Source organism: Rhizobium sp. NRK18 (assembly GCF_024385575.1).
In the GTDB taxonomy this organism is placed as follows: Bacteria; Pseudomonadota; Alphaproteobacteria; order Rhizobiales; family Rhizobiaceae; genus JANFMV01.
The window spans coordinates 1,484,596-1,504,499 of the sequence record NZ_JANFMV010000001.1 but is presented as its reverse complement, the minus strand read 5'-3'; the positions used below and the strand labels follow the sequence as shown (position 1 = coordinate 1,504,499).

General features: G+C 61.8%; 20 protein-coding genes. 8 read left to right on the top strand and 12 right to left on the bottom strand.

Annotation, left to right across the window (positions count from 1 at the left end):
* The first annotated feature begins 85 nt into the window (after window positions 1-85).
* The gene (pth, locus tag NN662_RS06925) at window positions 86-820 is read left to right on the top strand and encodes an aminoacyl-tRNA hydrolase (protein ID WP_261929567.1); all 735 of its coding nucleotides are present in this window, start codon (window positions 86-88) and stop codon (window positions 818-820) included.
* Here the strand turns inward: pth and NN662_RS06920 are convergent.
* Window positions 817-1,530: a DUF930 domain-containing protein gene (locus tag NN662_RS06920; protein WP_261929566.1), complete on the bottom strand. Its 714-nt coding sequence runs from the start codon at window positions 1,528-1,530 to the stop codon at window positions 817-819. The genes pth and NN662_RS06920 overlap by 4 nt on opposite strands.
* Window positions 1,531-1,644: 114 nt before the next feature.
* A complete protein-coding gene (gene clpS, locus NN662_RS06915; protein ID WP_261929565.1) occupies window positions 1,645-1,956 on the bottom strand; it encodes an ATP-dependent Clp protease adapter ClpS in 312 nt (103 codons plus the stop codon).
* 258 nt (window positions 1,957-2,214) lie between these two features.
* Here clpS and NN662_RS06910 point away from each other — a divergent pair, with 258 nt between their 5' ends.
* Together NN662_RS06910 and ychF are read left to right on the top strand one after the other, a co-directional pair.
* Window positions 2,215-3,252 (top strand): zinc transporter ZntB, encoded by a 1,038-nt coding sequence (locus NN662_RS06910; protein WP_261929564.1) that lies wholly within the window; start codon window positions 2,215-2,217, stop codon window positions 3,250-3,252.
* Window positions 3,253-3,355: 103 nt separating this feature from the next.
* A complete protein-coding gene (gene ychF / locus NN662_RS06905) occupies window positions 3,356-4,459 on the top strand; it encodes a redox-regulated ATPase YchF (RefSeq protein WP_261929563.1) in 1,104 nt (367 codons plus the stop codon).
* Window positions 4,460-4,570: 111 nt separating this feature from the next.
* Here the strand turns inward: ychF and NN662_RS06900 are convergent, their stop codons facing one another.
* Both NN662_RS06900 and NN662_RS06895 read right to left on the bottom strand, forming a co-directional pair.
* Window positions 4,571-5,758: a hypothetical protein gene (locus NN662_RS06900; protein WP_261929562.1), complete on the bottom strand. Its 1,188-nt coding sequence runs from the start codon at window positions 5,756-5,758 to the stop codon at window positions 4,571-4,573.
* 91 nt (window positions 5,759-5,849) lie between these two features.
* The gene (locus NN662_RS06895; RefSeq protein WP_410010909.1) at window positions 5,850-6,140 is read right to left on the bottom strand and encodes a DUF2892 domain-containing protein; all 291 of its coding nucleotides are present in this window, start codon (window positions 6,138-6,140) and stop codon (window positions 5,850-5,852) included.
* A 122-nt stretch (window positions 6,141-6,262) separates the two neighbouring features.
* Here NN662_RS06895 and NN662_RS06890 point away from each other — a divergent pair, with 122 nt between their 5' ends.
* Genes NN662_RS06890 through NN662_RS06880 form a run of 3 tightly spaced genes read left to right on the top strand, consistent with a single transcriptional unit; the run spans window position 6,263 to window position 7,692 of the window.
* Entirely contained in the window at window positions 6,263-6,730 is a 468-nt protein-coding gene (locus NN662_RS06890; protein ID WP_261929561.1) for a MaoC family dehydratase, read from the top strand.
* Complete coding sequence (locus NN662_RS06885) at window positions 6,727-7,194, top strand: MaoC/PaaZ C-terminal domain-containing protein (protein ID WP_261929560.1); 468 nt, start codon at window positions 6,727-6,729, stop codon at window positions 7,192-7,194. The genes NN662_RS06890 and NN662_RS06885 overlap by 4 nt, the downstream gene beginning before the upstream one ends.
* 18 nt (window positions 7,195-7,212) lie before the next feature.
* The gene (locus NN662_RS06880) at window positions 7,213-7,692 is read left to right on the top strand and encodes a glutathione peroxidase (RefSeq protein WP_261929559.1); all 480 of its coding nucleotides are present in this window, start codon (window positions 7,213-7,215) and stop codon (window positions 7,690-7,692) included.
* A 7-nt stretch (window positions 7,693-7,699) separates the two neighbouring features.
* Here NN662_RS06880 and NN662_RS06875 read toward each other — a convergent pair whose 3' ends face one another.
* From NN662_RS06875 to NN662_RS06855, 5 genes are all read right to left on the bottom strand, one after another.
* Complete coding sequence (locus NN662_RS06875) at window positions 7,700-8,242, bottom strand: adenine phosphoribosyltransferase (protein ID WP_261929558.1); 543 nt, start codon at window positions 8,240-8,242, stop codon at window positions 7,700-7,702.
* Window positions 8,243-8,336: 94 nt separating this feature from the next.
* Window positions 8,337-9,236, bottom strand: a complete 900-nt coding sequence (locus NN662_RS06870; RefSeq protein ID WP_261929557.1) for a cytochrome c1 — start codon at window positions 9,234-9,236, stop codon at window positions 8,337-8,339.
* Window positions 9,237-9,265: 29 nt separating this feature from the next.
* Complete coding sequence (locus NN662_RS06865) at window positions 9,266-10,522, bottom strand: cytochrome b N-terminal domain-containing protein (RefSeq protein WP_261929556.1); 1,257 nt, start codon at window positions 10,520-10,522, stop codon at window positions 9,266-9,268.
* A 14-nt stretch (window positions 10,523-10,536) separates the two neighbouring features.
* Window positions 10,537-11,115 carry a ubiquinol-cytochrome c reductase iron-sulfur subunit gene (petA, locus tag NN662_RS06860; protein WP_261929555.1) on the bottom strand — a complete coding sequence of 193 codons (579 nt, stop codon included), beginning with the start codon at window positions 11,113-11,115 and terminating at the stop codon, window positions 10,537-10,539.
* A gap of 356 nt (window positions 11,116-11,471) precedes the next feature.
* On the bottom strand, window positions 11,472-13,358 hold the full coding sequence (locus NN662_RS06855; RefSeq protein WP_261929554.1) for an ABC transporter ATP-binding protein: 1,887 nt from the start codon (window positions 13,356-13,358) through the stop codon (window positions 11,472-11,474).
* 423 nt (window positions 13,359-13,781) lie between these two features.
* Between NN662_RS06855 and NN662_RS06850 the strand changes: the two genes are divergently transcribed.
* Window positions 13,782-15,266: a TadE/TadG family type IV pilus assembly protein gene (locus NN662_RS06850; protein WP_261929553.1), complete on the top strand. Its 1,485-nt coding sequence runs from the start codon at window positions 13,782-13,784 to the stop codon at window positions 15,264-15,266.
* Window positions 15,267-15,305: 39 nt separating this feature from the next.
* On the opposite strand, the gene NN662_RS06845 is transcribed toward NN662_RS06850, so the two are convergent.
* On the bottom strand, window positions 15,306-15,941 hold the full coding sequence (locus NN662_RS06845) for an HAD family hydrolase (protein WP_261929552.1): 636 nt from the start codon (window positions 15,939-15,941) through the stop codon (window positions 15,306-15,308).
* 63 nt (window positions 15,942-16,004) lie between these two features.
* Complete coding sequence (locus NN662_RS06840) at window positions 16,005-17,852, bottom strand: ABC transporter ATP-binding protein (RefSeq protein WP_261929551.1); 1,848 nt, start codon at window positions 17,850-17,852, stop codon at window positions 16,005-16,007.
* Window positions 17,853-18,282: 430 nt separating this feature from the next.
* Between NN662_RS06840 and NN662_RS06835 the strand changes: the two genes are divergently transcribed.
* Window positions 18,283-18,738 carry a tRNA (cytidine(34)-2'-O)-methyltransferase gene (locus NN662_RS06835; RefSeq protein ID WP_261929550.1) on the top strand — a complete coding sequence of 152 codons (456 nt, stop codon included), beginning with the start codon at window positions 18,283-18,285 and terminating at the stop codon, window positions 18,736-18,738.
* Between the two features lie 71 nt (window positions 18,739-18,809).
* Here NN662_RS06835 and NN662_RS06830 read toward each other — a convergent pair whose 3' ends face one another.
* Entirely contained in the window at window positions 18,810-19,763 is a 954-nt protein-coding gene (locus NN662_RS06830; RefSeq protein ID WP_261929549.1) for a flagellin, read from the bottom strand.
* Window positions 19,764-19,904 lie beyond the last annotated feature (141 nt).

Here is a 19,904-nt window from a genome sequence, read left to right as displayed (position 1 = left end):
GCGCCCGCAGCACCGCAAGACTTGACATCCTCGTCGTTTCGGGTTGGTGAAGCGGTGGAACAGCTTCAAGCGAAAAGGCCCCGCCATGATCATAATCGCCGGCCTCGGCAATCCCGGCGCGAAGTACGCCGGCAACCGTCACAACATCGGCTTCATGGCCGTCGATGCGATCCAGCGCCGCGCCTCCTTCGCGCCCTGGTCGAAGAAGTTTCGCGCCGAAATCTCGGAAGGCGAGATCGCCGGTGAAAAGGTGCTGCTGATGAAGCCGCAGACCTTCATGAATCTCTCCGGGGAATCCGTCGGCGAGGCGATGCGCTTCTACAAACTCGGTCCTGAAAACATCGTCGCTGTCTATGACGAACTCGATCTCCTGCCGGGCAAGGCGCGAATCAAGACCGGCGGCGGCTCCGGCGGCCACAACGGCATCAAGTCGCTCGACGCTCATTGCGGCAAGGACTACCGCCGGCTGCGCCTCGGCATCGGCCATCCGGGCGACAAGGCCCACGTGCACGGCTATGTCCTCGGCGACTTCGCCAAGGCCGACCGTGAATGGCTCGATCCGCTGATGGATGCGCTCGCCGACAATGCCGAGATGCTGGTCAAGGCCGAGGATTCGCAACTGATGAACAAGCTGGCGCTCGCCGTCGGCGGCACCGCCGACGCTCCCGCCGCCAAGCCGGCCAAGGCGCCCGTCAAGCCCGCAGCCAAACCGACCGGCAAGTCGCATATCCATCAGGCGCGAACGGGCCAGCAGAAGCTTCCCGAAAAGGGTCCGATGGCCGACATGCTGAAGCGCATGTTCGGCAAGAAGGACGACTAATCCTCGTCGCCACCTGCCGGGAGGTAGTAGCGCTCCCAATCCGACTTCGGGATGGCGTCCCCCAGTTCGAACGCAAACGCCGTTACCGTGCGGTCGTCTGTGCCGAGCGTGCAGTCGAACTTGAGCTTGTACCATAAGCCATTGGCGCGGATCGCCGCGCCCTCGGCGCGAATGGTGGCGCCGTCCGTTTCGGCATCCTTCAGCGCATAGGCGATCACCTGTTCGGTCTTGAGGCTCTTTTTCCAGGCCTCCACCTGCTCCATCGCCTCCAGGTCGCAGATCTGCTCCTTCCGGTCATCGAGCGCCACGCCGTCGAGTTCGGCAACCGCCTTGGCGCTGCGCGGATCGGCGAGCGTCTTTGCCGCGAAGAAGGTCTTCGCCTGCACCATTCCGTCACTCTTCGGAGGCGCCAGTCCTTGCGGCATCTGGGCGGACTTGTCGGAGGCCGGCGGCACGGGCGGAGCCGCAGTGGTGGCAGATGCCTTCGGCGCGGTCAGGACGGCCGGCGCCGGACGTACAGCCTGCGGCAGCGCGGCCGGCACGATCTGCACAGCGATGCTTTCTTCGGCCGGCCTGACCTGCGTTCTGGGATAGCGCGTGAGAAGCAAAAGCAGGATGAGGAGAACGCCGTGCACCGCCACGGAAACGGCAACAGACCTCCGGTCGCCGGGCGGGCTCTCCGGCCCCGTAAGAAGTCTTTCTGCCTGCATGATTTTCCGATGGCCGCAAATGCCGAAGCAAATCTGGATTGGCACAGCATCAAAGCGGCAGCAAGATGGCAGGCTCGGACGAAGCGGCGAAACGGCTGAGGCTGAAGACGGCCCTTACTCTTCGGGCTCCGTGGTGAACATCAGCGGAAAGCCCGCCTCCTTGGCAAGGTCGGTCGCCTCCTTCGCCTTGGTCTCGGCAATGTCGCGGGCATAGACGGCAACGACGCAGGAGCCCTTCTGGTGCGCCGTCAGCATGATGTGGTTGGCGGCGTCCTCGCCGGTGCGAAACACGGCCTTCAGGACGAGGACGACGAATTCGCGCGGCGTGTAGTCGTCGTTGAAGAGAATGACCTTGTGCAGCCGGGGTCGCTCCAGCTTCGGCTTGGTCACCGTCTTCGGCTTGAGAACAGTATCGTTCTGGCTCATCGCAGCAAATCTTGTCCGTCATAGCGCGACGCCGCCGTTTGCAGGCGGTAAGCGCGCACGAAATTTATGGATTTCCAATTTGCGTATCATACAGCATTGCCGCACCGAATCCAATAAAGCGCTCCGGGGTCCTGCAGATCGATCGCCTGAAGAGCCCCTTGTCGCCAGGCGCTTGCGGCTGTCGGCCAAGCTGCTAAGCTCCGATCGGTAGGCAAGGCACTGACGACGCTTGACCTTTTCGAGCATGAGGAGAGGATCTTGGGTACAACAGCGTCAACGGGTCGGTCTTCGGTGAGCTACGGCTCCGAGCCCGGCGTCCGTTTTGCATTGCTTCTCGACGGCGCCGGCGGTGGCACGCAACTCGATCTGACGGCCATCGACAGCCTGAAACCCGAGGAAGGCGTCGTCTGGCTGCATCTGGAGCGGGACCATCCGGCAGCGGCGGAATGGATCCGGACGAAGAGCGGCCTCGACCCACTGGTCATGGACGCGCTTCTGGAGGAGGACACCCGCCCGCGCGTCGAGCCGGTCGACGACGGATTGCTGATCATCCTGCGCGGCGTCTGCGCGACCGCCCCGGACGACGTCGACGACGCGCCCGACGACATCGACCTTGTGCCGATCCATCTGTGGGTCGATGGCGAAAGCGTCGTCTCGCTGCGCGACAGCGGCCATTACATCACCGCCCTTCGCGACATCCGGCTGGCGCTCGAGAACGGCAAGGGACCGCAGCGCTCCGGGGAACTGCTGGCCCTCATTTCCGACAAGCTCGTCCGCGATCTCGAGCCGGTGCTGGATGACATGGACGAGGAGGTCGACCAGCTCGACGACATGATCTTTAACGGCAATGACAGCGAGGTGCGTGGGCGCCTCAAGGCACTCCGCCGTCGCGCCGTCCAGCTGCGCCGCTACCTGGCCCCGCAGCGCGACGCGCTCAACCGTATCGAACATGACGACGCCCCTTGGCTTGGCGAACGTGACAAGCTGAGGATGCGCGAGGTTATCGACAAGCTGATGCGCTTCATCGAATATCTCGACGCCATCCGAGACCGCACCTCGATCCTCCACGACGACCTGTCGACCGTGATCAGCGAGCGCATCGCCCGCAATTCCAACCGGCTGGCCGCACTTGCCGCCCTCCTCCTGCCGCCAAGCGTGATTGCCGGCCTGTTCGGCATGAATGTCGGCGGCATACCCGGCGTCAACGACACCTGGGCCTTCATCCTGATCGTCGCCTTCGTCACGATCAGTTCCGCCGCCACACTCTGGCTGCTCAGGCGCATCAACTGGCTCTGAGACGGGCAAAGCGGCCCCGCCGTACCGCTTTCCCCTTGACCTGAAAGCCCGTGTCCCGCATACGCAGGCAAAGAATTTCCGGAAGAAAAGACAGGTTTTCCCGATGGGTTTCAAATGCGGTATCGTCGGTCTGCCGAATGTCGGCAAGTCGACCCTCTTCAACGCGCTGACGAAAACGGCCGCCGCTCAGGCCGCCAACTATCCGTTCTGCACGATCGAGCCGAACACCGGCGAAGTCGCGGTGCCGGATCCGCGCATGAAGAAGCTGGCGGAAGCCGCCAAGTCCAAGGAAATCATCCCGACCCGCATTTCCTTCGTCGACATCGCCGGCCTGGTGCGCGGCGCATCGAAGGGCGAAGGCCTCGGCAACAAGTTCCTCGCCAACATCCGCGAAGTCGATGCCGTCGTGCACGTGCTGCGCTGCTTCGAGGATGACGACATCACCCACGTCGAAGGCCGCATCAATCCGGTCGGCGACGCCGACACGATCGAGACCGAGCTGATGCTCGCCGACCTCGAAAGCCTGGAGCGCCGCGTCGAGCAGACGCGCAAGCGCGCCACCGGCAAGGACAAGGAATCCATGGCGCAGCTCCCCGTCATGGAAGCGGTCGTCAAGCTCCTGAACGAAGGCAAGCCGGCGCGCCTGCTCCTGAAGACGCTGAGCCCCGAGGAAGTGCTGACGCTGAAGGGCCTCAACCTGCTGACCTCGCATCCGGTCCTCTACGTCTGCAACGTTGCCGAAGCCGATGCGGCAACCGGCAACAAGCACACCGAAGCCGTCGCCGCGATGGCGAAGGAACAGGGTGCGGAATGCGTGATCATCTCGGCCGCGATCGAATCCGAAGTGGCGCAGCTTCCGGAAGAGGAAGCGCAGGAATTCCTGGGCGCCCTCGGGCTGGAAGAAGCCGGCCTCGACCGGCTGATCCGCGCCGGCTACCACCTGCTCGACCTGATCACCTATTTCACCGTCGGCCCGAAGGAAACGCGCGCCTGGACGATCGTGCGCGGCACCAAGGCACCCGCCGCTGCCGGCGTCATCCACACGGATTTCGAACGCGGCTTCATCCGCGCCAACACCATCGCCTATGACGACTACATCGCCTTTGGCGGCGAAGTCGGCGCCAAGGAAGCCGGCAAGGCCCGCGACGAAGGCAAGGAATACGTCGTCCAGGACGGCGATGTCATCCACTTCCGCTTCAACACGTAAGACAAGCGATTACCGCAATAGACAAGGAGCGAGACGGGAAACCGCCTCGCTCTTTTCTTTTCAACACGTTGTGTGGGCAGCCTGAATCAGTCTCTCAGGCCGGGAATGGATTTATCTGAGCGTCGGCAGGATCGTCCGCATGCGTTCTGGCAGAATGCGCAGAAGCCCAAAGCGGAGCGTTCGCCACCCGAAACCGATGATCAGCACGATGGCGCCGACGACGAGAACGACGACCGAGAACTGGTCCGATATCCGGCCCCACAGGCCGCCTCTGGCGCCCGTCTCCAGAATGCCGGCGACGGCATAGCCGAGCGACAGGAGGCCGGAGGTGACGAAGGCGCGGCGGTCGAGCAGCACGCCGGCCAGCATCAGCACAACAACGGCTGCGATCAGGGTCAGCGACGCGCTGAGCGGCAGATTGGCAATGCCCACCCCGCCGCTGCGGTTCATCGTCGTGACGAACACCGCATTTAGAAGCGCCGGCGCGGCAACGAGATGCAGCCAGAAGGCGACATCGGACCGCCGCGTCAGCCGCTTCGGATCGGAGAGGTCGAAATAGAGCGCGATCACGAACAGGATGAGCCCGAACAGTCCAATGAAGACCGGGCCGATGCCGCGTCCGGCAGCCGTTTCCAGCGGCAGCGGTCCGAGGAACGGCGCGGCGATGGCCGAGACGATGAAGGCGACGGCCGACACGCAGAGCATGGCAAAGGCGATCGGAACGCGGTAGCGCCAGTAATAGGCGCCGAGCAGCAGCGCCTCGCAGACGAGGATGATCAAAGCATCCGATTTTTCGGAAGCAGCGCCGAACAGGTCGGGCGTGCCGGTCATCGATACGTAGAGCGACGACACCGCGTAGAAGGCCGAAACCGTGAAGGCTAGCGTCAGGACGACCGCAGGCAGAGCGAGCCGCTGCCGACGGACGAAGACTTCCGAAAGGACCAGCACGGCGGCGAGGATGACGTAATACGGTGTCAGCCCGGCAAGGCCGGCCAGCGTGATCAGGATGCCGATGGTGATCAGGATATCATGATAGCCGCGGATGAAGCGAGGCGACTCGCTCTCTTCGTCCTCCGTTGCGCGGTCGGCGGCGACCGGCTCGTCGAGCGTATGGCGCACGTCACCATTTAACGGCGCCACGGCGGCGGTGACGCCCACGCCCCGGTGCAGCAGGAAATCGGCAAGCGGCGCGCTTTGCGCCTCGGCGATCACACCCGCCTGGGCGGCTTCTGCGAGAACCGGCTGGAGCGCACGCTTGCGCCCCTCCCAGTCGTCGAGCGAAAAGGTTCGGTCGGCCATACATATCCCCTTCTGCAAAGCTCCGCACAAGGGATATAGCTTCAACCCGCAGATGCAACCCGTAAAGGTCGATCGGGACGCGTTATGCCGCTCAGTTCTTTTTCACCGGGCAGGTCGAAATGCCGAGGATCGAATAGAGCGGGCACGTGGACAGAAGCCCGGTGGCCAGCGGCACGATGCCGATCAGCGCGTAATAGCGCCACCAGGCGCCCGGATACAGGAAGAACAGCGCGATCAGGACCACGCCGACCAGGATTCTGAGCATGCGATCGACGGAACCGACATTCTTGGCAAACATGTGAGTGACCTTTCCGAAAGCGAGGCATTCGCCGGTCATCGCCGGCAATGCGCGATAATGCGCCTGTCCCGCCTGGAACGACATGACAAATATCAAACATCTAAATGTATGCATGTATTTTCGTGAAATTCCGTCCTCCCCGCCCCTTGCCTTAAGGCCACCGGCTGTCACATTGTTCAACATCGAACAATGATCTCCAGAGTCCCATGACAGCCAGATATTATTTCGAGGATTTTCACACCGGCCGGACATTTCCGCTCGGGCCGGTCACGGTGAGCAAGGAAGAAATCATCGCCTTCGCTTCGGAATTTGATCCACAGCCGATGCACACCGACGAAGAGGCCGCCAAACAATCCCTGTTCGGAACGCTGGTCGCCTCCGGCTGGCATACGTCCAGCATCATGATGCGGATGATGATCGACAGCTATCTCCTGCAGTCGGCCTCCGAGGGCTCGCCCGGTGTCGACCTGATGGAATGGAAGAAGCCGGTGCTCGCCGGCGACACGCTGTCCGGCCAGACGACCGTCGTGCAGGCCCGCGCCTCCGCCTCCAGGCCCGGCATCGGCCTCGTCAAGGTCCTTCACGAGCTCTTCAACCAGAAGGGCGACTTGGTCTTGAAATCGGAGAACTGGATCATGATGCGGCGGCGGCCGGCCGGGGAGGCTCAACAATGAAAATGGCGGAACTTCACAAGCCTGATACGCGCGTCAACGTCGGCACCTACACCTTCACCGACGAAAAGATCATCCGCTTCGCCAGGTCCTTCGACCCGCAGCCGTTCCATGTCGATGCGGAAGCGGCGAAGGATTACGTCTTCGGCGGCCTGTGCGCTTCCGGCTGGCACACGGCGGCCGCCTGGATGCAGACCTTTCTCGGCTACTGGCAGAGGGAGAGCGAACGATTGACGCGTGAAGGCCAGGAGCCGCCGAAGCTCGGCCCGTCGCCGGGCTTCACCAGCCTCAAATGGCTGCGTCCCGTCTTCGCCGGCGAAACGGTCACCTATTACGTCACGCTGACAGGCAGCCGCGCGCTTGCCTCGCGGCCCGGTCTTATTCTCAACACCACCCTTGTCGAAGCCGAGAACCAGGACCAGTTACCTGTCCTGCGCTTCGATGGCAGCGTGCTGGAATATGAGTGAAACGCCGTGGAGCGATCAATGACTGTCTATGACTATCAGGCCAGGACCAATGCCGGCCAGGAGATCGGGCTCGATAGCTATCGCGGCAAGGTGCTGCTGATCGTCAACACGGCGAGCGCCTGCGGCTTCACCCCGCAATATGCCGGGCTGGAGACGCTCTACAAGACGTACAAGGACGACCTCGTCATCCTCGCCTTTCCCTGCAACCAGTTCGGCGCACAGGAAAAGGGCAGCGACGAGGACATCAGGACCTTCTGCGACCTGAACTTCAACATCTCCTTCCCGCTCTTCGCCAAGGTCGATGTCAACGGCAGCGACGCGCATCCGCTGTTCAAGTATCTGAAGGAAGCATTGCCCGGCGTGCTCGGCACGGAGGCGATCAAGTGGAACTTCACCAAGTTCCTCGTCGGCCGCGACGGCAAGCCGCTCAAGCGCTTTGCACCGAACGACAAGCCGGAAGATATCGAGGACGACATCAAGGCGGCGATCGCCGCCTGACGGGGCCTCAGTGGCCGGAAAATTCGACGAGCGTGCGGACCTCGACGCCGAGCGCTTCGAGCTTCTTGCGGCCGCCGAGCTCCGGCAGGTCGATGACGAAGCAGGCCGAGACGACGTCCGCACCCATCTGCCGCAGGAGCTTGACCGCCCCTTCCGCCGTGCCGCCAGTGGCGATCAGGTCGTCGACAAGGATCACCTTCTCGCCGGGCTGAACGGCATCCTTGTGCATCTCCATCTCGTCCACACCGTATTCCAGGCTGTAGGCGACCCGCACCGTATCGTGCGGCAGCTTGCCCTTCTTGCGGATCGGAATGAAGCCGGCGGAAAGCTGATGCGCGACGGCACCACCGAGAATGAAGCCACGCGCTTCCATGCCCGCGATCTTGTCCACCTTCAGGCCGACATAGGGCTGCACCAGCTCGTCGACGGCGCGGCGAAAGGCGCGCGGATTGCCGAGCAGCGTGGTGATGTCGCGGAAGATGATGCCGGGCTTCGGATAATCCGGAATGTTGCGGATGGCGGCGGCAAGTTCGGAACGCAGATCGTTCATCGATGGCTTTCCTCTGTTTTGCGGGCAGGCTCGAAGCCTCCCATAAAAAAGGCGGCCCGAAAGCCGCCTTTCAACTGTCGGGACAGGATATCCCTCAGTGTTCCTTGTTGGAATAGACCGCCTTCTTGGTCAAGTAGATCAGCGCCGTAAAGATCGCCAGGAACACCAGAACCATGAAGCCGGTGCGCTTGCGTTCTTCGAGATGCGGCTCGGCGGCCCACATCAGGAAGGCTGCGACGTCATGCGCATACTGGTGGACCGTTTCCGGCGAACCGTCGTCATAGGTCACCTGGCCGTCGGAGATCGGCTGAGCCATGGCGAGCGACGGTGAACCGGCGAAGTACGGGTTGAAGTGCGTGCCTTCCGGAACCTTGTAGTCGGAACCGTCGGTGTTCTTGATGCCTTCCGGCGGCTCCTGGTACCCGGTGATCAGCGAGTAGATATAGTCCGGACCACCTTCCTGATACTGCGTGAAGATATCGAAGATGAAGGTCGGGAACCCGCGCTCGACGCCGCGCGCCTTGGCGAGCAGCGACATGTCCGGCGGAGCCGCACCGTTGTTGGCGGCGGCAGCTGCTTCCGGGTTCGGGAACGGCGACGGGAAGTAGTCGGACGGAACGGCCTTGCGGGTGAACATCTCACCATCGCCGTTCGGGCCGTCCTGCACTTCGTAGTTCGCCGCGAAGGCCTTTACCTGTGCTTCGGAATAGCCGAGCTCTTCCAGCGTGCGGAAGGACACGAGCTGCATCGAGTGACAGGCAGAACAGACTTCTGTGTAGACCTTCAGGCCGCGCTGCAGCTGAGCCTTGTCGTAATGGCCGAACGGCCCGGCAAAGCTCCACTCCTCGTTCTTCGGCTTGAGGATGGGGAAGTGCCCACCCGCAATCGCATGCGTTGCTTCCTCGGCGAGGCCATGGCCTTCCTCGGCGGCGTATGCCGATCCCGACGCGAAGACCGCGGCGGCGATGACAATGCTTGATACAAGCTTTTTCATTGTTTCAGTTCCTTTCAGCCGCTGCAGGTTCACGCTTTCGCGCTCTTCTTCTCGAGCACCGCTTCGGTGATCGAGTTGGGAATGCGCTTCGGCGTTTCGATCAGGCCGAGAACCGGCATGATGACCAGGAAGAAACCGAAGTAGTAGATCGTGCCGCAGAGAGCCATCAGGGTGTAGAGGTCGGACGGCGTACGCGATCCGAGCCAGCCCAGCATGATGCAGTCGGCGACGAAGAGCCAGAAGAACAGGCGGTACCACGGACGGTACACGGCCGAACGGACCTTCGAGGTGTCGAGCCACGGCAGGAAGAACAGGATGATGATCGAACCGAACATCACCAGAACGCCACCGAGCTTCGAGTCGATCGGGCCGATGTTGAAGGTGATCGCACGCAGCATCGCGTAGAACGGCAGGTAGTACCATTCCGGAACGATGTGCGACGGCGTCTTCAGCGCGTTGGCCATGATGTAGTTGTCGGGGTGACCGAGGTAGTTCGGCAGATAGAAGACGAACCAGGCATAGGCGATCAGGAAGATCACCACGCCGAGCGCATCCTTCAGCGTCGCATAGGGCGTGAAGGGAACGGTATCGGTCTTCGACTTGACTTCGACGCCGGTCGGGTTCGTCTGGCCGGTCACGTGCAGCGCCCAGATGTGCAGGATAACGACACCGGCAATCATGAAGGGCAGCAGGTAGTGCAGCGAGAAGAAGCGGTTCAGCGTCGGCTGACCGACGGCAAAGCCGCCGAGCAGGAACTGCTGAATCCACTCGCCGACCCACGGGAAGGCCGAGAAGAAGCCGGTGATGACGGTCGCGCCCCAGAAGGACATCTGACCCCAGGGCAGAACGTAACCCATGAAGCCGGTCGCCATCATCAGGAGATAGATGACCACGCCGAGGATCCAGAGGATTTCACGCGGCGCCTTGTAGGAACCGTAATAGAGGCCACGGGCGATGTGCAGGTAGACGGCGACGAAGAAGAACGATGCGCCGTTGGAGTGCAGGTAACGGATCAGCCAGCCGTGATTGACGTCGCGCATGATCTTTTCGACCGAGTCGAAGGCGACCGTCGTTTCGGCGGTGTAATGCATGGCGAGAACGATGCCGGTGAGGATCTGGACGATCAGCATGACCGACAGCATTGCGCCGAAGGTGTAGGCATAGTTCAGGTTGCGGGGAACCGGATAGGCGACGAAGCTGTCGTAAATCATCCGGGGCAGCGGCAGGCGGGAATCGATCCACTTTTCGAGACCCGACGACGGCTGGTAGCTAGAATGGCCACTCATAATCAGTATCCCCCTCAACCGATCTTAATGACTGTGTCTTTGACGAACGAGAAAACCGGCATGTGGAGGTTCTCGGGTGCCGGACCCTTACGGATACGGCCCGCCGTATCGTAGACAGAACCATGGCAGGGACAGAACCAGCCATTGTATTCGCCGGCCTGACCGAGCGGCACGCAGCCGAGATGGGTGCACGAGCCGATCATGACGATCCAGTTCTGCTTGCCGTCGCCGGCGGAACGGTCAACGCCCGTCGCGGGCGCATCGGCCGGCAGGTTGGCGTTACGTGCGACCGGATCCTTCAGCTGATCCATCGGAACGCTGGCAGCCTCTTCGACTTCCTTGTCCGTACGATTGCGGATGAATACCGGCTTGCCGCGCCACTTGACCGTCAGAGACATGCCGGGCTCGAGCGCCGAAACGTCAACCTCGATCGAGGCGAGCGCCAGGGTCGATGCATCCGGACGCATCTGGTCGATAAAGGGCCAGGCAACGGAAACTGCGCCTACTGCTGCAGCCATGCCGGTGGTCAAATAAAGGAAATCACGGCGAGTCGGCTCGCCCATGTTCTCGCTAGTCGCTTCGTGTTCGCTCACGGTTACCCATCCTCTCCGCGTATTTCTGCGAAAAACCGCATCTACACCTTAAGATTGGAGAGCCCCATGAAATCACGGTCCCGTAACAGACTCCCCACCATTCCGGCGCTTCTATGCTTGATCGCAAAATAAGTCCAGTCTTGGCAAGGGGGTGAGATGACAATGTCCCGGAAAATTGCTCCGGCCATGTCACTGATCGAGTTGATGAAAGGCAAAAGGCCCGGCACAGGTCTCTGCAGCTGTTGGAGCGGCATGGCGCCACCTGCTGCCGGCCGGTGATCCGGCAGCGGCGTCCTGCCGCATATCGGTCGCTTGTAAAGCCCGCCGGACCACCGCTTTTCCGGTGCCTGAAGGCCTTATTCCGCCGAGATCGGCTGCTTGAGCTCGTCTTCGGCCGCGAGGAACCCGCCAGACTGACGGGCCCAGAGTTCGGAATAAAGTCCGCCCGATGCGAGGAGCTCCTGATGGGTCCCCTCCTCGATGATCCGCCCCTTGTCCATGACGATCAGCCGGTCGAGGGCCGCGATCGTCGACAGCCTGTGCGCGATCGCCAGAACGGTCTTTCCTTCCATCAGACGGGAAAGGTTCGACTGGATGGCCGCTTCGACTTCCGAATCGAGCGCCGACGTCGCTTCGTCGAGGACCAGAATCGGCGCATCCTTCAGCATCACCCGGGCAATGGCGATGCGCTGGCGCTGGCCGCCGGAGAGCTTGACGCCCCGCTCGCCGACATGGGCATCGAAACCCTTGCGGCCACGCTGGTCCTGGAGGTTGCGGATGAAATGCAGCGCTTCGGCGCGTTCCGCCGCCCGTTCCAGATCCCGTTCCCCCGCATCCGGCCGGCCGAAGAGGATATTTTCCCGGATGGAGCGGTGGAGAAGCGCCGTGTCCTGCGTGACCATACCGATCTGACCGCGCAGCGATTCCTGGCGAACGCCTGCGATGTCCTGTCCGTCGATGAGTATCCGCCCGCCTTCCAGATCGTAGAAGCGCAACAGCAGATTGACGAGCGTCGACTTGCCGGCGCCCGAGCGCCCGACAATGCCGACCTTCTCGCCGGGCCGAATGTGCAGGCTGAGATCATCGATGACGCCAGACCCCTTGCCGTAGTGAAAGCGGATGCCCTCGAACCGGATATCGGGTCCCGTCACGACAAGGTTGTCCGCGCCTTGCCGATCCGTCAGCTGTATCGGCTCGGAAATCATCTCGGCGGCATTCTGGATGACGCCGATATTGCGCACAATGCCGTTGAACTGCGTCATCATCCGGCCGAGCAGCATGTTGAGGCGCAGAACCAGACCGAGCGTGAAGGCGACGCCGCCCGACGAGATCGCGCCGCTGAGCCACAGATCAACCGACAGAGCGGCGACCATGGAGATCATCACGCCGGACAGAAGTGCCAGCGACGTGCGGATGCCGGTGATGTGCCGGGTCAGATCCATGACCACCGCGCGGCCCTTGCGAAAACCACCCATCATGTACTGGTCGTTCTCGTCCTCGCGGCCGTAGAGCTTCAGCGTCTGGATATTGCCGTAGGAATCGACGAGGCGTCCGTTGATCATCGACGCGACCTCGGCCGTCTCGCGCGCCCTCGCCCTGACCCGCGGAACGAAATAGCGGGCCAGCAGCCCGAACACGCCGATCCAAACCGCGATCAATGCGGAAAGACGCCAGTCGAGCTGGGCGACAAGCGCCATGGTCGAGACGGTGTAGATGATGATGAACCAGACCACCTGCAGCATCGACACCATCAGGTCGGAGACCGACTGACCGGCACTCCACACCTTGGTCACGATGCGCCCGGCAAAGTCGTTCTGGAAGAAGGTCAGCGACTGGCGCGCGACGTGCACATAGGCCTGCCAGCGCGCGAGCGTCACGAAGCCGGGAACGATCACCTGCTCCTCGACGAGTGCGCTGAGCGCCGTGACGATGAAACGGACGACGAGCACGATTATCAGCATCGCCGCGAGCTCGACCCCGTGATTGGCGGTCAGCCCGTCCCAGCCCGAGCCCTTCGGTGTCTGGTCGAGAATGTCCACCAGCCGGCCGACGAACCAGAACAGTGCCGCTTCCAGCATCGCGACCAGCCCACCCAGCACCAGCATGGCGAAGAACGGCCATTTGGCCTGCCGGACATAGAACCAGATGAATGCCAGCGTCCCCCTCGGAGGCCGCAGATCAGCACGGCGGGCGAAGGGATCGATCCAATTTTCGAAGTGGCGGAGAATACGGTCGATCAGCATGAGCGAGATATAGGCGGATTCCCGATTTCGGCAAATAGAGGCGATATCGCCAAATTGACGCGCAGCCCCGCCCCGCATTTACTATTCAGAAACGCAGTCGGCCCGCGCAGCAACCGTAACCAAACAAGACACGTGCCTCGAATTGATACATCCGCACGCGGTCGATGGCGAAAAAACGGCAATCGGACAACACCCCGAATTGCAGCGACAGCGGTGCAATACAGCCGTCAGGTTGAAAATATCGGCGAAATTCATCAAAAACGCCACATGTATATATTTCGATTAAAAATTTAACATTCGCATTTCACTGGAATATACCAGGTAATTACGAGACACCTACTCCAGGAGTGCAAGAAATAGTAATGTCTCCGATCAGTAATGGCGCATATCGACCGCCTGTATCATTTTGAACCGGAGCAGTGCATGCAGAAGACATGGCAGCTTGTAGATCGTTGCTCTGCAGCCTTTCCGCGCTGGCGACAGACGCTGGCGCGCTTCACCTCGGACAGGGCCGGCAACTTCGGCGTCACATTCGCGCTCGTCGCCCTGCCATTGTCCATGGCGGTCGGGTCCAGTTTCGATTTCGCGCAAGCCTACAACACCCGCGAGAAGATGCAGGCCGACCTGGATGCGGCCCTCCTCGCCGGCGTCCGCGACATCGGCACGGCGACCGATGCCGAAATCAAGGACAAGATCCGCAAATGGTTTGCCGCCCAGACACCGCTGACCAACGCCGACGGCTCCGTCGACCCGACGGCGGACGTGAGCGCGACGACATCGGCGAGTTTCGGCACCTACCAGCTCACGGACAACGACATCACGATAAACCATACGACGCACGAGATCACGGCGACGGTCAGAGGTGCGATCGGAACGACGCTGCTACGCATCGTCGGCATGGATAACATCGACCTCTCGATCACTGCCGCCGCCGCAGGATCCACGACGTCCTACATCGACGTTTATATCGTGCTGGACAAGTCTTCCTCCATGCTGCTTGCTGCCACGCCGGCGGATCAGCAGCTGATGGTGGACAAGACCAGTTGCGTCTTCGCCTGCCATTCGGGCAGCATCGCCGTGGCAAGCGGCAGTGGCCGCAGGACAACCTACACCTACTACACGCCATACGAGATGGCGCGGATGAACGGCGTGACGCTGCGCTCCGACGTCCAGCTCGACGCCGTCCGCTCGGTTCTCGACATGGTCGACACTGCGAATACCGAGACCCAGCACATTCGCGTCGGCTTTTATACGGTCGGAACGAACACGACAGGCTCGTCGCTCTTTTCGTCGAGCTACAACACGGCAAACGGCCTGCACGCGATCAAGGCGCCGACCTACGATACCGCCTCCCTGCGTTCATCACTCACCAGCAACAGCGCGCTGAACTCCGATAGTACCTATGACTCGTCCGACTTCCGTGCTCTGAAGAGCCTGTCTACGGCAATCGGCACCGCCGGCGATGGATTGACCCAGGACAGCGCGAAAAAGCTCGTCATGCTGATCACCGACGGCGCGCAGTCCAGCAAGGGCTTCATCACCAATTCGAGCTACTATCCGGACATCACGCCGCTCAATCCGAAATGGTGCGACAACGCCAAGAATGCCAAGGCGACCATGGCGGTCCTCTACACGCAGTATCTCGCCGTCTCGATCGGCAACGACGTGTTCCGCTACCAGAACACGCTTGGCTCCTCCATGAGCTCGAGCTACTTCACCAATGTCTGGGGCGGCACCCTGAGCTCCACCGACAACGGCACGAGCCGGCGCGACTATATCTCCAAGGCGCTCTCCGCCTGCGCGTCGAATTCCAGCTACTTCATCGCGGCAGATGCCAAGGACGAGATCGTCAGCGGCTTCTCGACACTGTTCGACACGTACCTGTCGAACATCCGCCTGACGCAGTAATAAGGTGCAAAACGGGGGAGCCCGTCCTGCCTCCCCCGGCTACCACAGCGATGTGAGCCGGGGATGGTTGCGGATATCGTCTGCCGAAGTCACCTCGGTGGCATCCCACCCGCAGGCGGCGGCGATATCGCAAATGTCTTTCTGATCATCGAAAAATAACGGCCGCTCGTCCGGCTCCAAGCCCAGGCGCTCGTTGATGGTCTCAAAAAAGCGGCGGTCCTTTTTGCCGAAGCCGATATCCGCACTGTAGAACAGGCCGTCAAAGTGCTCGGAGAATTTGAGGTCTTCCCACAGATATCGGGCGCGGTGGTGCTCCTGCCCGGTGGCGACGAAAAGCTGAATATCGTCGGCGGTCCGCAGTCGCTTCACCAGCGAAAAAACAGCTGCGTTCAGGTTCGAGTCCTTTTCGAACCAGTAGCGCATAAAGTCGCTGACGGAACCGCGATAACCTGTCCGGGGCAGAACCTCCGCCAGCACGTCTGCCAAATCCCGCCGGCCGGTTATGCAATCCGCCATGGGCGCAGGGCCGCCTTCGCCGGCAAACAACTGCCGTTGCAGCGCCACACGATCGACGCCCAGATCCGCCTCGATTGTTACGTCCCATGGCTTGCGCAGTTCCGGCCGCACATGCCAGCCGTCGATCAACACGCCATCGACATCGAAGAATAGTCTCATCATTTTTCCCGGGTATCGCGTCCGCCCGCGGCAAATGTCGCGGGCGGACTTGCGCAAACATCTTTACTCCGCCGCCGCTTCCAGTTCGTCGGCGATGAAGCCGCCGGACTGGCGGTTCCAGAGGTCGGCGTAGATGCCCGTACCGGCAGCGAGTTCGGCATGGGTGCCGGACTCGACGATGTTGCCCTTGTCGAGCACGATCAGCCGGTCCATCTGCGTCAGCGTCGACAGGCGGTGGGCGATCGCGATCACCGTCTTGCCTTCCATCAGCGAGAACAGGCTCTCCTGGATCGCCGCCTCCACTTCCGAATCGAGCGCCGAAGTCGCCTCGTCGAGGATCAGGATCGGCGCGTTCTTGAGGAACACGCGGGCAATCGCGATCCGCTGGCGCTGGCCGCCGGAGAGCTTCACGCCGCGTTCGCCGACGTGGGCATCAAGCCCCTTGCGGCCCTGCAGGTCCTCGAGCGACTGGATGAAGTCCCAGGCGTTCGCCTGCTTGGCGGCCTCGATGATCTCCGCATCGCTGGCCGCCGGACGGCCATAGGCGATGTTGTCGCGGATCGAGCGGTGAAGCAGCGACGTATCCTGCGTCACCACCCCGATCAGCGAGCGCAGGCTGTCCTGCGAAACGCTGGAGATGTCGTCGCCATCGATCGTGATCCGGCCTGCTTCGAGATCGAAGAAGCGCAGGAGCAGGTTCATGAGCGTCGTCTTGCCGGCACCCGACCGGCCGACCAGCCCGACCTTTTCGCCGGGGCGGATCGAGAGCGTCAGGTTCTCGATGACGCCTTTCTGCTTGCCGTAATGGAACCGGACCTGGTCGAACAGGATCTCGCCCTTCGGCACCGTCAGCGCATTGGCGGCGGGCCTGTCGACGATGTCGTGCGGCTTCGTCATCATCGCCATGCCGTCATAGACGGTGCCGATGTTTTCGAAGAGCGCCGAGACCTCCCACATGATCCACTGCGACATGCCGTTGATGCGCATGGCGAGGCCGATGGCGATGGCGATGGCGCCGATGGAGATCGCCCCGTTCAGCCAGAACCAGATCGACAGGGCACCGATGGCAAACAGCGCCACGCAGTTGTTGACGTAGACGAGGATCTGGAAGAGCGTCACCCGGCGCATCTGCCGGTAGACGGTCTGCAGGAACTCGTCCATGCCGCCCTTCGCGTATTGCTCCTCGCGCCCCGCATGCGAGAACAGCTTCACCGTCGCGATGTTGGTGTAGCTGTCGACGATGCGGCCGGTCATCATCGAACGCGCGTCCGCCTGATCGGCCGAGATTTTCCTAAGCCGCGGCACGAAATAGGCGACGATGCCGATGTAGATGGCCAGCCAGACGATAAGCGGCGCCGTCAGCCGCCAGTCAGCGGTCGCCACGACGACAATCATCGTGACGAAGTACGAGACGACGTAGACGAACACGTCGAGCAGCTTCATCACCGTTTCGCGCACGGCAAGCGATGTCTGCATGACCTTGGTGGCCACCCGCCCGGCGAATTCGTTGGCGAAGAACGTCATCGAATGCCGGAGCAGGAAGCGGTGCATCTGCCAACGGGCGATCATCGGGAAGTTGCCGAGCAGCACCTGGTGCATGATGAACGACTGCGCGGAAACGACCAGAGGCAGGCCGATCAGGACCATCGCCCCCATGCCGATCAGCTTCGGCGCTTCCGTCTGCAGGAAGGTCGTGCGGTCGGCATTCGACAGCCAGTCGACGATGTCGCCCAGGAAGCGGAACAGCATGACTTCGCCGACCGCGATCAGGACGGTGAAGAAGGACATGGCCAGCAGCCAGCCGGCCGCCGGCTTGGTGTAGTGCCAGCAGAAGGCGAAAAGGCCCTTGGGGGGCAGCTCGGGATCTTCCGAGGGATAGGGGTTCAGTCGCTGTTCAAACCAGGTGAACATTGGATGTCTCCAGAATGATTTTTACACGCGATGCAGATCCCGAGCGGAACTATAGCATCAAAAAGCCGGTCGAAACCGAAGCTGTCTCGGGAAAAACGAGGCAAATCTGCCGCGCGCGTTTTTTATGTAATTTCCAGGGGAATGAGAGTGAGCGATTAAAGCTCAGCCGGCGAAGAACATACCGGTCGGTCGTGGCAGTACAGTCCGCCGCGCGCCAGCATGAAGGCCGGTCCAGGTCACATTATCCATGTCTGCCTCCTGTATCGCGGTGGAAAGATGGGACGTCTTCTACCCCCGTTTTCGAATTTTGAAAAGCGTCAATGCCGCAAATCGGTCCATCCATGACGCATGTGACCGATCGGCAACAGCCTCAAGTTGCATCGGCTCATTGACGCTTGAACAGGTCCCGCCGCCGGGCTAACCAACGGCCATGACCAGACCATCGATCGCCCTCTACCAGCCCGACATTCCCGGCAATACGGGAACCATCCTGCGGTTTGCCGCCTGCCTTGGCCTGGCCGTCGACATCATCGAGCCGGCCGGCTTCGACCTCTCCGACCGCAACCTGAAGCGCGCCGGCATGGATTACATCGCCCGTGCAACACTGACGAGACACGTCAACTGGCAGGTCTTCGAGGAATGGCGGAAGACGGCGGGGCGCCGGCTGGTGCTGGCCTCCACCAAGGCCGCCCTGCCCTACACCAGCTTCGATTACCGGCCCGACGACATTCTCCTGTTCGGCCGCGAAAGCGCCGGCGTTCCCGATCACGTCCACGACGCAGCGGATGCGCGCGTGCTGATCCCCATGGTCGAGGGGCAGCGGTCGCTCAACATCGCCATGTCCGTTGCCATGATTGCCGGCGAAGCCATCCGCCAGCAGGCGTGAAAAAGCCCGCAGTCCTTGTAAGAACTGCGGGCAGGCTGGAAACATCGGCAATGCTTCCGGGGTCAGGATGATCAGGCGAAAAGCGACAGGAGGTTCTTCGACTGATTGTTTACGATGTTGAGGCCGATGGTCTGCAGCTGCTGCTGCACCTTCTGGGCCGACAGGTTGACCGCCTGCTCTTCCATGTTGGCATCCACGAGCCGGCCGATACCCTTCTTGATGGTGTCCTGCAGGTTCTGCAGAAAATCCGACGAGCTGGAAATCCGGTTGGACGTCGCACCAAGCGAAGCGCCGGCACTGGTCATGTCTTTCAGCATCGAATTCGTGGCCGCGATCATGCCGTCGAGGTCGCTGGAGGTCGTCGAGGAATTGACCGAAATCTCCGACCCCGTCGTGCCGACCGTCGAATTCGCGTCGATCAGGTGATAGTCGTAGGCCGCCCCGCTGCCCGTCGTGCCGGAATAGCTGCGGGTCAGCAGCCCGTCCTCGGCATCGCCGGCGGCGATCAGGTTGGACTTCGCCGTGTCATAGTCGATCGTACCAATCTTGATGCCGCCCTTGCTGTCGGCCGTTGCCGATGCGACGAGCGACTGCGTCTGCGGCGCACTACCGGCATCGGTGCTCAGCCAGTTCTGGCCGGCAAACGACGTGCTTTCCGCAACCGTTCCCAGTTGCTGTTTGAGCTGGTCGATCTCCGCACCCACGGCGTCCTTGGCGGAACCGCTGAGCGACTTTGCCAGGATCAGCTTGGACTGGATCTGCGTGACGATGTCGGTCGCCGCCTGCATGCCGAGCCGTGCGGTATCGACGGTTGCCGATGCGAAAGCGGTCGCATCCTGGGCGCTCGACAGGGCCGAACCTTGCGAGTCCATGTCGGTCGCGATCGCCCAGTAGGCGGCGTTGTCAGAGGCACTGTTGACCTCCTTGCCGGAGGCGACCTTGGTGATCGTATTGGCCAGCGCCTTGTTCGATCCCGTCAGGAGCGAAAGGGCTGAAGCGGCCGTCGAATTGTTCAAGCTTACCATGGGATCCCCATGTATGTCGGTTGAAGCAGCATGCCGACGAACGGCGCTCGGATGGCGTCATGCCCTGCTCCCAGGCTGTCCGGATGTCCGGGCCTGGGATTACCGATTAGCCCACAGAGCTATAGGGCAAGCGTTGGGGAA